Raw genomic sequence first — 14,438 nt, 5'->3', positions numbered from 1 at the left:
CAGCGCACACCATTTGCGGGTATAGCTTAATGGTAAAGCCCCTGCCTTCCAAGCAGGCTATGTCGGTTCGATTCCGTCTACCCGCTCCACTCCTTCCCTGAAATTCTGCGTCAAATGGCCCTTTCGACCTGCCGATTGCGGTTGTGATGCTTGACCATACCTGCCGCTACCTCCAAGAAAGCGGTCACTCAGTACGGTTCAGGACACAAGGGCCAGACATGGCAAGACAAGCCGCCAGCAAGCCAACGCATACCGCCGCGCCCGGTGCCTCCGAGGAACGCGCACGTTCAAAGAAGATTGGGGTTCTGGCCTCGCTTTGGCCGTTCATGAAACCCTACAAATTTCTGATGATCGGCGCGACGCTGGCGTTGATTCTGACGGCCAGCATGACCCTGACGCTGCCATTGGCGGTGCGGCGCGTGGTCGACAATTTCCGAATTCAGGATGGAGAGCTTCTGGATTGGTATTTTCTGGCCGCGCTGGTCATCGCTGCCGTTCTGGCCGTGGGCACCGGCATCAGATATGCGCTTGTGACCCGTCTGGGCGAACGGGTGGTGGCCGATATCCGCAAGGCGGTGTTTGATCGGGTCATCGGCATGAGCCCGGAATTCTATGAGCGAATCATGACCGGTGAGGTACTAAGCCGGATCACCACTGACACGACGCTGATCCAATCTGTCCTCGGCTCGTCCGTGTCCATTGCCCTGCGAAACATACTGATGTTCATCGGCGGACTGGTTCTGATGCTGCTGACATCCGCCAAGCTGACCGGGCTGGTATTGTTGCTGATCCCGGTGGTCATCGTGCCGATCCTTGTACTTGGTCGCCGACTGCGCGTGATCAGCCGCGAGAATCAGGACTGGATCGCGGCCTCGTCCGGCAACGCGGGTGAGGCATTGGGCGCGGTACAGACCGTTCAGGCCTTTTCTCATGAACAGGCCAGCCGCCAGCAGTTCAGTGAGATGACCGAGACATCCTACAGCGTCTCGCTGCGCCGCATACAGACCCGCGCGGTGCTGACGGTGATCGTGATCTTCCTGGTTTTCTCGGGCATCGTGGGCGTTCTGTGGATGGGTGCCAACGACGTGCGAAATGGCGTGATGACCGAAGGCGTTCTGATCCAGTTCGTCATCTATTCGATCATCATGGCGGGCTCGGTCGCTGCCCTGTCCGAAATCTGGAGCGAACTTCAGCGTGCCGCAGGGGCCACCGAACGTCTGGTCGAGCTGCTGCATGCAGAAGATACCGTGACCGACCCCGCCAATCCCAAAGCGCTGCCCAAGAACATTCAGGGCGAAATCCGGTTTGAAGATGTTAGCTTCCGCTATCCCGCACGGCCCGATACGGTTGCGCTGGATCATCTGTCACTTCTGGTGAAACCCGGCGAGACGGTCGCATTCGTCGGTCCATCGGGGGCGGGAAAAACAACCGTGATCCAACTGATCCAGCGGTTCTATGATCCGAACTCGGGCCGCGTGACGATGGACGGTCTTGATCTGCGCGACATCAACCGGTCTGATTTCCGCCGCCACATGGCTCTGGTGCCTCAGGATCCTGTGATCTTTGCTGCATCCGCGCGGGAAAACATCCGCTTTGGCCGTCTGGACGCCTCGGATGCAGAAGTCGAGGCCGCCGCGCGGGCCGCTGCCGCGCATGATTTCATTGCGGCCTTGCCGCAAGGATATGACAGCTTTGTCGGCGAACGCGGTGTTATGCTGTCTGGCGGGCAGAAGCAGCGTATTGCCATTGCCCGCGCAATCCTGCGCGACGCGCCGGTTCTGCTGCTGGACGAGGCGACATCGGCGCTGGATGCGGAAAGCGAACGCGCAGTGCAGGGCGCGGTGGACAAGATGCGCGCCGGCCGCACGACGCTGATTGTCGCGCACAGATTGGCAACCGTGAAGAAAGCCGACCGCATCGTTGTGCTGGAGGAAGGCCGTATCGTGGCACAAGGCCGCCACGAGGATCTGGTGTCTCAGGACGGGCTGTATGCACGCCTTGCACGGTTGCAGTTCACCGATGGTGTCGCCGCAGAATAAGAGTGACGCTCCGGCACTTGCGAATTCGCCGTAGCGTCATTCTACATTTTACTCCCCCTGAAGGCTAAGGCCTCGCTTGCGCGAGGTTTGATTTGCTTCCATCTTGGTTGCGAACAACAAGCCTGCGCAAAACGCGGGAGAATAATACGGGAGGAACCACATGGCCTTTGTGGGTTTGGAAGACAAGAAGCGCATGGAACAGGAAATGCCGTGGGAGGATCGGGATTTGCCTGTCACCTTCCATCAGCTTTTGTCGCGCACCGCAGGGAAATTTCCCAACCACAATGCCATGAGCTTCCAACTGTTCTCGGGCCCGAAGGACAAGGCCGAGACCCTGACCTGGTCGCAACTTCTGAACCAGGTCAACCAGGCGGCGAACCTGTTCCGCTCGCTGGGTGTGGGTGAAAAAGACGTTGTCGCCTATGTGCTGCCTAACTGCAACGAGACACTGGTCACAATGATGGGCGGCGCGGTTGCGGGGATCGTGAACCCGATCAACCCCTTGCTTGAACCGGAACAGATCGCCGCGATCCTGCGTGAGACCGGCGCCAAGGTCGTGGTGACGCTGAAATCTTTCCCGAAAACAGATGTCGCGCAGAAGGTCGAAGAGGCGGTGCGCCACGCACCCAAGGTCAATACCATTCTGGAAATCGATCTGAACCGGTATCTGACCCCGCCCAAATCATGGCTGGTGCCGTTTCTGCGCCCCAAGATGGGCGACAAGGAAAAGCTTGCCCATGCGGATTACAAGAACTTCCACACGGAACTTGCCAAGCAACCGACGACGCTGACGTTTGAAGACAGCAAGGAAGATCGTGTCGCCTGTTATTTCCACACCGGCGGTACCACGGGTATGCCGAAGGTGGCGCAGCACAAGTATTCCGGCCTGATCTACAACGGCTGGTTGGGAAACACGCTACTGTTTGACGAAAACGACGTCATCATGTGCCCGCTGCCCATGTTCCACGTTTTTGCGGTGCATGTGATTGTGATGGCGGCCGTATCATCCGGTGCCCATGTGGTTTTCCCGACACCACAGGGATATCGCGGCGACGGAGTGTTCGACAATTTCTGGAAGCTGATCGAGCGTTGGAAGGTGAGCTTTATCATTACCGTGCCAACCGCGATTTCGGCCAAGATGCAGCGCCCGGTCGATGCCGATATCTCAAGTGTAAAAACGGCCTTCTCGGGCTCGGCCCCGCTGCCGGTGGAACTGTTCCGCCGCTTTGAAGAAGCGACCGGCGTCACCATTGTCGAAGGGTACGGTCTGACAGAGGCCACGTGTCTGGTTTCGTGCAACCCGGTGGATGGTGAGAAAAAGATCGGATCGATCGGTATTCCGTTCCCCTATACAGATGTCAAAATCCTTCAGGATGGGCCAGATGGACCGACCGAGTGCGACACTGATCAAATCGGTGAGATCTGCATCTCGAACCCGGGTGTCTATGCGGGCAATACCTATACCGAGGTCGACAAGAACGTTAACCTGTATCACTTCGACAAGTACCTGCGCACGGGCGATCTGGGGCGCTTCGACGAAGATGGATATCTGTGGATCACCGGTCGCGCGAAGGACCTGATCATTCGTGGCGGCCACAACATCGACCCTGCCGAAATCGAAGAGGCTTTGCTGGGTCACGAGGCCGTCGCTTTTGCCGGTGCCATCGGCCAGCCGGACGCGCATTCCGGTGAAGTTCCCTGCGCCTTTGTCGAACTGGTCGAGGGCGCGTCTGTCACCGAGAAAGAGCTGATGGATTACTGCAAGGTTCACGTGCATGAACGCGCAGCGCAACCCAAGCACATGACCATTCTGGATGAACTGCCCAAAACGGCCGTTGGCAAGGTGTTCAAGCCTGATCTTCGGAAACAGGCCATCACTCGTATCTACAACGGTGCCCTTGAGGATGCCGGATTGGCGGCGCGGGTGGTTTCTGTCATTGATGATAAGAAACGCGGCCTTGTCGCGCAGCTTGACGCGAACGGATCTTCGGAAGACGATGTTGCAAAAGTGCTGGGAGCATACACCCGGCCGTGGGAGTGGTCTGAATAAGCCGGAGGGACAATGGACTATGAACGCCTGATCGACGAAGAAACCTGGGCGTTCATACGTCGCACGGCCGAAAGCTATCCCGATGACGCGGTCGAGCTGTCGATCGAAGATCAGCGCCGTGTCTACGACACCATGTGTCAGGACTTTCGCCAACCACGCCCGGCTGGCATGGAAACAGAGGACCGGAGGGCTGATGGTGTTCAGGTTCGAATTTACTCTGCCGGGCAACCAACCCGAACCGTCATCTATTTTCATGGTGGCGGTTTCGTTGTTGGTGGTCTGGAAAGTCATGATGACGTTTGCGCTGAATTATGCGCCCAAACCGGGTACCGGGTCGTTGCCGTCGATTACCGGCTGTGTCCTGAACATGTGCACCCAGCACAGTTTGATGACTGTTGGACCGCTGCGAACTGGGCCGCAAGCGAATTCGGAGACCCTTTGATTTTAGCCGGTGACAGCGCCGGTGGAAATCTGGCTGCTGCCGTATCCCACTACGCGCGCGGGCGTTTGGATGGGATCCTGGGGCAGGTGCTGATCTATCCGGGCCTCGGTGGGGACCGCACTCAGGGGTCCTACCAGGAACATGCCCAGGCCCCCTTGCTGACTTTGGACGAAATCAAGTTCTATGAAACCGTCCGATGCGCAGGCGATCCGCCCCAGGGCGATCCGACCTATGCGCCGTTGCAGGACAGTGACTTTTCCAACCTGCCGCCGACCGTGGTGGTAACGGCTGATTGCGATCCGCTGCGTGACGATGGGCAGGTTTATTGCGGTCGGATCAATGCGGCGGGCGGGCAGGCCCACTGGATCAATGAGTTTGGTCTTGTGCACGGGTATCTGCGCGCACGAACCGCGGTAAAACGTGCGGCCGACAGTTTTGAACGTATCTCGGTTGCGATAGAAGCGCTGGGGCAGGGGATCTGGTCCTACGACTGATGCAGTGATTTGATGGCTCTGGTCCTTTTGGGGCCTGTATGCCGAAAACCGGCCGACTGTGGTAAGCTCTGTCAAATTTTCCGAGGAGATCTTACCTTATGGCCGACCCCTTTCAAAACGTCGATGCCGCAGGGCCTGAATTCATCAAGCTGTTTGCGGATTCGATGGACCAGCGGCAAGCGGACCCGACGATGGAACAGATCGTTGCCGCCTATCTGGGACATCTGAACGTCTCAGATGCATCGACGGTTGTCGAGGTTGGTGCCGGTGCAGGCGCCGTTACACGCCGCATCGCATCACACTGCCACCCGGCGAACGTCATAGGTTTCGAGCCTTCGCAAGGATTTGTCTCGGAAGCCAACACTCGGGCCAAAGAGCATTCGAACCTGACTTTCAAGGTTGCCGACGGTGCCGCGCTTCCGCTGGAGGATGATGCCGTCGATGCGGTTATCATGCACACGGTGCTCACGCATGTAGAAGACCCCAAATCGTTGGTTTCCGAGGCCTTCAGAGTGCTGAAACCCGATGGGATCTTGATTGTCTGTGACGCTGATTTCTCAAAAGCGACCTTCAGCGCCTTTCCGAATGATCCACTGGATATGTGTGCAAAGGAATTTGTACGCGAGTTTGTGACCGATCCTTTTGTCGTCGCAAAACTCAGGTCAATGATTTCCGATGCGGGACTTTCCGTGAAACATTTTGACGTGCAAAGCAGAGTTGTCTCAACACCCGAGCAGATGTTGCCTTGGGTCGACCTGACCACAAAGCAAATGTACGAGCGGGGTGATATCGGAAAAGAACTGGCAGAGGGGCTTGTGGCCGAGCACGAAAGACGTGCTCGAAACGGGTCACTTTATGGATATCAGGTGTTTGCGACAGTGGTGGCCGCGAAGGCCGCATAAGCGGCCCCGAAGCTGCGTGCCCATTACTTCAGAAACGGTTCGGCCTTCATTGTCTCTGCGATGGGGGCGCCCATTCGGCTCAGGATGGTCGGGGCCAATTGCAACTGGCTTATGACGGTATCGGAGTCCGGCCCTTCGGCGTCGCCGAAATAATACAGCGCCGTTTCCTGTTGCAGCGGGCCGCGCCCGCCGTGGTGCCCACGCTCGTCCTGCCCGTGATCCGCGGTGACGATCACTTCATATCCCAACTGGCGCCAGCGGGGGATGAAAGGGGCCAGCATCTCGTCGGCGACAAAGCAAGCGTGATCCATTTCTTCACAATCATGGAAGAAACGGTGGCCCATACTGTCCAGCGTGCAGGTGTGCAGAATGCCATAGTCCAGCCCGAAACGCAGGCACAGATTGGTCAGAGTGGCATACAGGTCGACATCGGATGGCGTCATCTGGTTGGCTTTGCCATAGCCCGTCATGCTGTGAAAACGGCCATGGTTGATCGTCGCGCTTTCGGGCTCGTCATATTCGATGTCGCGGACGTAATCGAAGGGATGACGGTTGAAGAACTGCGACCAATAGCTGTGTGTCACCGCACCCGTCACACCACCGGCTTCACGCACCTGACTGAACACGTCCCTGTGGCTCAGCCGGAAGACGTTTCCATTTCCGGTACAGCCATGCTCTTGCGGCGTTACGCCTGTGTGGATCGACGCATAGCAACTGGCCGATGTCGAGGGCAGCACGGCACGCAGTTTCCAGACGCGTGCTTCACCGCTGTCGACCCAGCCTTCGAGATTACCGAACAGGCGGCGAAAGTTGCGATAGGGGACACCGTCCAGAATGATAAGGAGAAGCTTGCGGTCCATGTCGAGGCCCTTTGAGAAATATTGCGTTCCGGCGACCCTAAGAGATTCGACGTCTTCGGGCTGCCACTTTGCGCCGCCAATGGCAAAATCCCGACACCTGTCTTCAAACAAAGTGCCGGGATTTCAAACCTTCATCGAAATGTCACGAACCGGATCAGTTGCCGGCGCTTTCCATCTTGCGATGGGCGACAACCTCTTCCAACCAGCCCAGATGCATTTCAGGCACCGAACTGAGCAGCAGGTCGGTATAATCGTCGAAGGGCGGGCTCAGCACCTGGCTCTTCGAGCCATAACGGGCCACGCGACCCTGATACATCACAGCGATGCTGTCGCTGATCGCGCGGACCGTCGCCAGATCATGGGTGATGAACAGATAGGCCACATCTTCGATCTTTTGCAGGTCCAGCAGCAGTTTGAGGATCCCGTCCGCCACCAGCGGATCCAGTGCCGAAGTGACCTCGTCACAGATGATCATCTTGGGCTTGGCCGCCAGTGACCGCGCGATACAGACACGCTGTTTCTGACCCCCGGACAGTTCCGCAGGATAGCGGTCGATGAATTTTTCGCCCAACTCGATCTCATCCAACAGCTCGATGATCCGCTTGCGCTTTTCAGCGCCACGCATGTTGAAATAGAATTCCAACGGGCGGCCGATGATGGTGCCGACGGTCTGGCGTGGGTTCATTGCCACGTCTGCCATCTGATAGATCATCTGCAACTCGCGCAGATCCTCGCGAGAACGCCCCGCAAGGTCCGGAGACAGCGTGCGACCGGCAAAACGGATCTCGCCATCGCGCGGCGGCAACAGGCCGGTGATCACCCGGGCCAGCGTGGATTTGCCCGAACCGGATTCGCCCACGACCGCCAGCGTCTGCCCCGGATGAAGCTCGACATTGACGTTATGCAGCACGTCGAAGTTCAGCCCCTTGTAGCGCGCGGTGATCCCGTCAACGGTAAGCAGCGGTTCCGGTGTGGGCTGCTTTTCTTCGTGCTCGATCGAACGCACCGAGACCAAAGCCTGAGTATATTCTTCCTGCGGGTTGTTGATGATCTGATCGGTGCTGCCGTATTCGACTGTGTCACCCATCCGCAAAACCATGATATCGTCGCTGACCTGCGCAACAACCGCCAGGTCATGCGTGATGTACAAAGCGGCAACGCCGGTATCGCGTATGGCATCCTTGATCGCCATAAGAACATCGATCTGGGTGGTCACATCCAGCGCCGTGGTCGGTTCGTCGAACACCACCAGATCGGGTTCAGGACACAGTGCCAGTGCGGTCATGCAACGCTGCAACTGACCGCCCGAAACCTGGTGCGGATAACGGTTGCCGATGTTGTCAGGGTCTGGCAAGCCCAGCTTTGCGAACAGCTCACGCGCGCGGGCCTCGGCCTCTTTGCGCGAAAACTTCTTGTGCTCGACAGCCGCTTCGACAACCTGATCCATGATCTTCTTGGCCGGGTTGAACGACGCGGCGGCAGATTGCGAGACATAGGCAACCTCGCCACCGCGCAGATTCCGAATATCGCCATGCGATGATTTCAGGATGTCGCGCCCATTGACCCAGACCTCACCGCCGGTGATTTCGACGCCACCCCGGCCATAGGCCATCGAGGCAAGACCAATGGTGGATTTCCCAGCGCCGGATTCACCGATCAGACCCAATACCTTGCCGCGCTCGAGGTCAAAGCTGACCCCGTGCACGATTTCGATGTCATGGGGTTTCTCACCCGGTGGGTAAACGGTCGCACCGATCTTGAGGTCACGGACCTTGAGAAGGGTATCACTCATCCCCGACCTCCTTTCAGCGATGTGGTTCGGTTCAGGATCCAGTCAGCCACAAGGTTGACCGAGATTGCGAGCGTCGCGATGGCCACGGCGGGGTACAGGGCCGCGCCAATGCCATACACGATGCCGTCCTTGTTTTCCTTCACGATGCCACCCCAGTCAGCCAGCGGCGGTTGAACGCCGAGACCCAGGAAGGACAGGGTAGAGATGAACAGCACCATGAAGATGAACCGCAGGCCGAACTCGGCCACCAACGGTGACAATGCGTTCGGCAGGATTTCCCGGAAGATGATCCACGTCCGCCCCTCACCACGCAGTTTCGCGGCTTCGACATAATCCATCACGTTGATGTCCACGGCGACGGACCGCGAAAGGCGATAGGGGCGTGTCGCATCCAGAAGACCCATGACAAGGATCAGGATCGGAACAGTGACCGGAACGATGGCCAGAATGACCAGCGCAAGGATCAGGGTAGGGATCGACATGATCAGATCGACCGTCCGGCTGAGGGCCTGATCCGCCCAGCCGCCCAGAACGGCGGCCAGAAGACCAAGCGATGTACCGGTCAAGAAGCTGAGCAATGTCGCGGCGGCGGCAATGAAGATCGTCGTGCGACCGCCATAGATCATGCGGGTCAGCAGGTCGCGGCCGATATTGTCGGTGCCCAGCAGGTGCTCGGCGCTGGCCGGCTCCCATACATCGCCGACCACTTCTGCCATCCCGTAAGGCGCGATCAACGGGGCAGCAATGGCCACGAAGAAATAGGCGCCGGTGAACATAAGGCCAATCAGAGCCGAAATAGGGATGTTTTTCATTTCGGATGCCTCAGTCTTGGGTTGGCGAGGATCGAGACGATATCCGCGACCATGTTCAGGCCGATGTAAACAGCCGCGAACACCACGCCGCAGGCCAGAACAACCGGCACGTCACGTTTGGTCACGGCGTCCACAAGGTACTGCCCCATGCCGGGATAGACGAACACGACTTCGACCACGACGACGCCAACAACGAGGTAGGCGAGGTTCAGCATGACAACGTTGACAATGGGTGAGATTGCGTTGGGAAAGGCGTGTCGTGCGATGACCTGAAATGTGCTCAGGCCCTTGAGTTCGGCCGTTTCGATGTAAGCTGATTGCATGAGGTTCAGAATTGCAGCGCGGGTCATCCGCATCATCTGCGCAAGGACCACCAGTGTCAGAACGAAGGCAGGCAGTGCAATCGCGTTCAGCTTTTGCCAGAACGACATCGATTCGTTGATCATCGCAAGCGAGGAAAACCATCCCAATTTGACTGAGATGTAGTAGATCACGACGTATCCGATCAGGAACTCGGGGATGGAAACCGTTGTCAGCGTGACGGCGGAAATCAGTTTGTCGGGCCAGCGATTGCGGAACCGGACAGCCAGCAGACCCAGAAAGATCGCAAGCGGGACGGATACGATTGCCGCGACACAAGCCAGGAACAACGTGTTCCCGAGGCGTTTTCCGATGCTCTCGGCAATATCAAGCTTGTTGGTCAGCGATTGGCCAAGGTCGCCCTGAACGATGCCGCCCAGCCATTCAAAATAACGGGTCAGGGCCGGGCGATCCAGACCCATTTCTTCGCGAAGGTTGGCCAGGGCCTCGGGGGTTGCGGACTGCCCCAGGACGGCTTGCGCGGCGTCTCCGGGAAGAGCTTCGGTCAGGCCAAATATCAAGGCCGAAGCGCCGAACAGCAATAGAAGTCCCAGCGCGAGGCGCTGGGAAACCAGTTTTATGATAGGATGCATTATCCGATGCCCGTATCAGACGAACCACATTTTGCGGGACATGTTGCCGTTCATCATCTCCTGCGTCGGGTCGCTTTCCCAACCATCCAGTTGGTTGCTGACACCTTCGACAAAATCGTTGAACATCGGGCAAATCAGACCGCCTTCATCACGGACCATGCGACCCATCTGGCTATAGATGCCCTTGCGTTTCTCGACATCCAGCTCTGCACGAGCCGAGAACAGCAGGTCGTCAAATGCCTGAACTTTGAACCGTGTGTCGTTCCAGTCCGCCGTCGACAGATACGCGGTCGAGTACATCTGGTCCTGCACCGGACGACCGCCCCAGTAAGAGGCACAGAAGGGCTGCACGTTCCAAACCTCGGACCAGTAGCCATCATTCGGCTCGCGCTTGATTTCCAGCGGAATTCCAGCCTGGGCCGCTGTCTGTTGGAACAGGGCTGCGGCATCTACGGCGCCCGGGAAGGCACCATCTGCAACACGAAGGATAATCGGCGAGCCGTCATGACCGGACTTCTTGTAGTGCTCGGCGGCTTTTTCCACGCTGAACTCGCGCTGTTCGATGGTCTCATCAAACAGTGGATAGGCTGCGTTGATCGGCATGTCGTTACCGATCGAGCCATAGCCGCGCAGAACTTTGTCGACCAGATCCGCACGGTTGATGGCATATTTCAGGGCCGTCCGCAGTTCGTTGTTGTCAAACGGCGCGGTATCGCAGTGCATGATAAAGACATAGTGGCCACGGCCAGCGGTCGAATGCACGGTCAGATTGGGTGCGCGCCCCAGCAGATCCGCGACCTTTGGTTCAACCCGGTTGATGGCGTGGACCTGACCCGATTGCAATGCAGCGGTACGCGCGGTTGCGTCATTGATAACCACGACTTCAACGCTGTCGAAGTTGCCAAAATCAGAGTTCCAGTGGTTCTCGTATTTCGTGAACAGGTGGCGCACGCCGGGTTCGTCCACTTCCACCTTGTACGGTCCGGTTCCGATACCTGCTCCGGGATTGTCCATGCCGCCATCGGGCTGAATGATAAGGTGGTAGTCGGCCATCAGATACGGAAGGTCAGCGTTTGGCTCGGACAGAGTGACCTGGAAATTGTCGCCATCGGCTTTCATTGACTCGATGCCCTTCATGATGCCCAGAGCACCAGACTTCGAGTCTTCGTTCGAGTGGCGCTGCATTGTCTTCAGCACGTCCTCGCTGGTCATGGTCTTGCCGTTGTGGAATTCGACACCCTGACGCAGTTTGAAGGTCCAGACTTTGGCATCCGCGCTGCCTTCGACGCTTTCCGCCAGGCGCGGTTCGATGGACCCATCGGGTGCAACTTCTACAAGCTGGTCGCCAAACTGCTTGCCGTTCTGGAACGGAACCGAGCTGGCATAGGTCGCCGGATCCAGCGAGTTGGTCGACTCACCGCCTTGCAGACCGAACTTCAGATCACCACCCTTTTTCGGGCCTGCTGCGCGTGCTGCGTCCGCGAACATCGTGCTGGCCACGGCAGCCGAAACGCCCAGGGCCGCGGCTTTCCCCATGAACTCGCGGCGTGTCATCTTTCCGGCTGTGACCTGACCGGCCATATGCGTGATTTGTTCGTTCATATGAGTGTTCTCCCTATTGAGTGGTTCCGGCCCCTTGGGGGGCTTTTTGTTGACGCATGAGTCAACGTTGGCTTATTTCCGCGGACCGGGCAAGGTTATTTCTCTTAAATACCGAAGGCCGAAGCCCTCGTTTTGTTGTCCGGTGTGCGGCAATTGCTGAGTGGGTGTTCAGGTACAGTCTGCATTTCCGGGGTAGTTTCCGGTCGATTGCGGGCCAAAGCGTCATGATAAGCGTCAAATCATCCACGTATCGCGACAACCAGGTCCATGACATTGGTGCCGGTTGGTCCGGTTGTCAGCAGGCCGTGCGCTTTTTCCAGGAATGATCCGCTGTCGGCTTTGTGAAGAGCGCGTTCGGCGCCATCACCCCAAGTCGTTCCTGTAATGATTCCACCCGCCGCATTTGTCGGGCCATCCGTGCCGTCGGTGCCGCCCACGATCACCGCAAGATCCGTCTGCCCCGCGAGCTCTTTTGCCAAAGCAAGCGCAAGGGCCTGATTTCTGCCGCCACGTCCCGGGTTATCAGGCAAGACCACGGTCGGTTCTCCGCCAAAGATCATCACGCCCTTATCCATTCCACGCAGCATGGGCCCAAGACGCGCCGCGACCTGCAAATAGTCGTCGTGCAGGGCCTCATCATTGGTCAAGACCCTCAGCCCCATTGTTTCCGCTGCTTTGGCAGCGGCATTGCGGGCATGCGCGTTCGAAGCAACGATCCGGGTGGTGGCGGCAAAGGAATGATTGTCGGGCAATGCTCCGATTCCCGAACCGATGACGTTCAGATCGTCTCCGGGCACATCCGAAATCGCCAGAACAGTGGCGCGGTCTCCGGCGAAATGGGACAGCAGACCGCCGCCCTTGATACGCGACAGCTTGCGCCGCTCGGCATTCATGGCGCGGATATCCAGCCCTTTGGACAGCAGTTCGCAGTTCAACGCCTCGAGGTCCGCCAGCGATGTTCCGGGAAGCAGGTCCTCGGCCAGGGATGACGCGCCGCCCGAGACCAGCAGCAGAACATGTGATCCGGGCCCCATCTGTTCCATGGCCAGGCGCAGCGCCCGCCCGCCCGCCAGGCTGCGGTCGTCCGGAACGGGGTGTGACGCTTCGATCACCTCGACCCCGGCCGGCAGGTCGTGGCCATGCCCGTCTTTGGTGACCACAAGCGTGGGGATGGCGCCGAACTGTTCCAGCGCAGCCCGCGCCATGGCTGCGGCGGGTTTGCCTACGGCCATAATACGGTCTGGTTTCGGGACATCAGGCAAGGCGGCCAGAGTGGCCTTATACCCGCCGACGGCATCAACACCGGCCTGCCACAACCTGACAGCTTGTTTTTCAATATCCATCAATTCTCCACCCAGATCGTGACCGGCCCGTCATTTACAAGCTCAACGGCCATGTCCGCGCCGAACTGTCCGGTTTCCACCGCGACACCCTGGGCGGCAAGGTGCTCTGCAAAGACCTTGTACAACTGCTCTCCCAGCTCGGGCGGGGCTGCGTTTGAAAATCCGGGGCGATTGCCGCTGGAAGTGTCCGCCGCCAATGTGAACTGGCTGACCACTAAAGCAGAGCCTTCAACATCCAGAAGCGAGCGGTTCATCTTGCCGGCGTCGTCCTTGAAAATCCGCAGTTTTGCAGTTTTCTCGGCCAGTTTTTCTGCCTGTGCCTTGCTGTCACCCTGCATGGCGCAGACAAGAATCATGAGCCCGTGGCCAGTTGTGCCGATGACGGTGCCTTCGACCGACACTTTGGCCTGTGTCACCCTTTGCAGCAATGCGCGCACTTGGTTCCTCCCCCAAAAACGTTGAGCCTGCCTGAGCGACGGTTTAGCCGCGCCAGTCCACAAAGTCACCCAATGCCGCGCGTTCCGTGCGGAAGCTGTTTGCAGGATGATCCATATCCGAATAGCCAAAGGAAATTGCACACAGGATCAGCCGGTCATCTGGGATCTGAAAATATTGATGCAAAAATGGGCTGTATGCCGCCAATGCCGCTTGCGGGATGGTTGCCACGCCCAAAGCCTGAGCGGCGAGCGCAAAAGCCGTGACAAAGCCGCCGCAATCCATTGCGCCATAAGGTCCCAGCTCTGCCGGGCTTGAGAGGATGGCACAATGTGGTGCGTTAAAGAGGGCGAAGTTCTGCATCATTTGCTGCGCCGATCCTTCACGGTCCCCCCGTTCTACGCCAACCGCGCCGTAGAGTGCCCAGCCGCACGTCCGACGGCGGTCTTGATACACGCCGGAGTAGGAAACGGGAAAAGGAAGATCGGGGGCCGGCGTGCCGTTCCTGGCTTCGTTTGACATCGCGTCGCGGAACCTGTCGGTTTCGTCTTTTCTGGTGATGACCAATTGCCAAGGTTGTGCATTGCACCAGCTTGGCACCCGGGACGCGCTGGTCACGATCCGTTCGATGTCACCACGTGGTACCGGGTCGGGCCGAAAGGCGCGACAGGAATGGCGCGCGGTCAGAAGCGTGTTCAGGTCGGCCAGGGTCAC

General features: G+C 58.3%; 12 protein-coding genes and 1 tRNA gene. 5 read left to right on the top strand and 8 right to left on the bottom strand.

Going from position 1 to position 14,438, the window contains the following annotated elements; translation table 11 throughout:
- The first annotated feature begins 15 nt into the window (after positions 1-15).
- From AC2FNN_RS13555 to AC2FNN_RS13535, 5 genes are all read left to right on the top strand, one after another.
- Positions 16-89 (top strand) — tRNA-Gly (locus tag AC2FNN_RS13555).
- Positions 90-218: 129 nt separating this feature from the next.
- Complete coding sequence (locus AC2FNN_RS13550) at positions 219-2,039, top strand: ABC transporter transmembrane domain-containing protein (RefSeq protein WP_496759076.1); 1,821 nt, start codon at positions 219-221, stop codon at positions 2,037-2,039.
- Positions 2,040-2,199: 160 nt separating this feature from the next.
- Entirely contained in the window at positions 2,200-4,089 is a 1,890-nt protein-coding gene (locus AC2FNN_RS13545) for an acyl-CoA synthetase (RefSeq protein WP_496759075.1), read from the top strand.
- A 12-nt stretch (positions 4,090-4,101) separates the two neighbouring features.
- Positions 4,102-5,025, top strand: coding sequence for an alpha/beta hydrolase (locus AC2FNN_RS13540; protein ID WP_496759074.1), 924 nt, complete (start codon positions 4,102-4,104; stop codon positions 5,023-5,025).
- A gap of 98 nt (positions 5,026-5,123) precedes the next feature.
- Positions 5,124-5,927 (top strand): class I SAM-dependent methyltransferase, encoded by an 804-nt coding sequence (locus tag AC2FNN_RS13535; protein WP_496759073.1) that lies wholly within the window; start codon positions 5,124-5,126, stop codon positions 5,925-5,927.
- Between the two features lie 23 nt (positions 5,928-5,950).
- Here the strand turns inward: AC2FNN_RS13535 and AC2FNN_RS13530 are convergent, their stop codons facing one another.
- The 8 genes from AC2FNN_RS13530 to AC2FNN_RS13495 form a co-directional block, all read right to left on the bottom strand.
- A complete protein-coding gene (locus AC2FNN_RS13530; protein ID WP_496759072.1) occupies positions 5,951-6,787 on the bottom strand; it encodes an alkaline phosphatase family protein in 837 nt (278 codons plus the stop codon).
- 154 nt (positions 6,788-6,941) lie between these two features.
- Positions 6,942-8,579 carry an ABC transporter ATP-binding protein gene (locus AC2FNN_RS13525; protein ID WP_152458795.1) on the bottom strand — a complete coding sequence of 546 codons (1,638 nt, stop codon included), beginning with the start codon at positions 8,577-8,579 and terminating at the stop codon, positions 6,942-6,944.
- A complete protein-coding gene (locus tag AC2FNN_RS13520) occupies positions 8,576-9,391 on the bottom strand; it encodes an ABC transporter permease (protein ID WP_171329524.1) in 816 nt (271 codons plus the stop codon). Before AC2FNN_RS13520 ends, AC2FNN_RS13525 begins: the two co-directional genes overlap by 4 nt.
- On the bottom strand, positions 9,388-10,344 hold the full coding sequence (locus AC2FNN_RS13515; RefSeq protein ID WP_496759071.1) for an ABC transporter permease: 957 nt from the start codon (positions 10,342-10,344) through the stop codon (positions 9,388-9,390). Before AC2FNN_RS13515 ends, AC2FNN_RS13520 begins: the two co-directional genes overlap by 4 nt.
- 15 nt (positions 10,345-10,359) lie before the next feature.
- Positions 10,360-11,946: an ABC transporter substrate-binding protein gene (locus tag AC2FNN_RS13510; protein WP_496759070.1), complete on the bottom strand. Its 1,587-nt coding sequence runs from the start codon at positions 11,944-11,946 to the stop codon at positions 10,360-10,362.
- A 239-nt stretch (positions 11,947-12,185) separates the two neighbouring features.
- On the bottom strand, positions 12,186-13,289 hold the full coding sequence (locus tag AC2FNN_RS13505; RefSeq protein WP_496759069.1) for a DUF4147 domain-containing protein: 1,104 nt from the start codon (positions 13,287-13,289) through the stop codon (positions 12,186-12,188).
- On the bottom strand, positions 13,289-13,726 hold the full coding sequence (gene dtd, locus AC2FNN_RS13500; protein WP_496759068.1) for a D-aminoacyl-tRNA deacylase: 438 nt from the start codon (positions 13,724-13,726) through the stop codon (positions 13,289-13,291). Before dtd ends, AC2FNN_RS13505 begins: the two co-directional genes overlap by 1 nt.
- A gap of 43 nt (positions 13,727-13,769) precedes the next feature.
- Positions 13,770-14,438, bottom strand: a complete 669-nt coding sequence (locus AC2FNN_RS13495; RefSeq protein WP_496759067.1) for a nitroreductase — start codon at positions 14,436-14,438, stop codon at positions 13,770-13,772.

This window comes from Ruegeria sp. BHSA118, from assembly GCF_059613405.1.
The sequence above is the reverse complement of the archived record's forward strand: the minus strand, read 5'-3'. Positions and strand labels throughout refer to the sequence as shown.

Coding starts and splice junctions, on each gene's coding strand:
- AC2FNN_RS13550 (WP_496759076.1), top strand. CDS start 219: ATGGCAAGACAAGCCGCCAGCAAGCCAACGCATACCGCCGCGCCCGGT.
- AC2FNN_RS13545 (WP_496759075.1), top strand. CDS start 2,200: ATGGCCTTTGTGGGTTTGGAAGACAAGAAGCGCATGGAACAGGAAATG.
- AC2FNN_RS13540 (WP_496759074.1), top strand. CDS start 4,102: ATGGACTATGAACGCCTGATCGACGAAGAAACCTGGGCGTTCATACGT.
- AC2FNN_RS13535 (WP_496759073.1), top strand. CDS start 5,124: ATGGCCGACCCCTTTCAAAACGTCGATGCCGCAGGGCCTGAATTCATC.
- AC2FNN_RS13530 (WP_496759072.1), bottom strand. CDS start 6,787: ATGGACCGCAAGCTTCTCCTTATCATTCTGGACGGTGTCCCCTATCGC.
- AC2FNN_RS13525 (WP_152458795.1), bottom strand. CDS start 8,579: ATGAGTGATACCCTTCTCAAGGTCCGTGACCTCAAGATCGGTGCGACC.
- AC2FNN_RS13520 (WP_171329524.1), bottom strand. CDS start 9,391: ATGAAAAACATCCCTATTTCGGCTCTGATTGGCCTTATGTTCACCGGC.
- AC2FNN_RS13515 (WP_496759071.1), bottom strand. CDS start 10,344: ATGCATCCTATCATAAAACTGGTTTCCCAGCGCCTCGCGCTGGGACTT.
- AC2FNN_RS13510 (WP_496759070.1), bottom strand. CDS start 11,946: ATGAACGAACAAATCACGCATATGGCCGGTCAGGTCACAGCCGGAAAG.
- AC2FNN_RS13505 (WP_496759069.1), bottom strand. CDS start 13,289: ATGGATATTGAAAAACAAGCTGTCAGGTTGTGGCAGGCCGGTGTTGAT.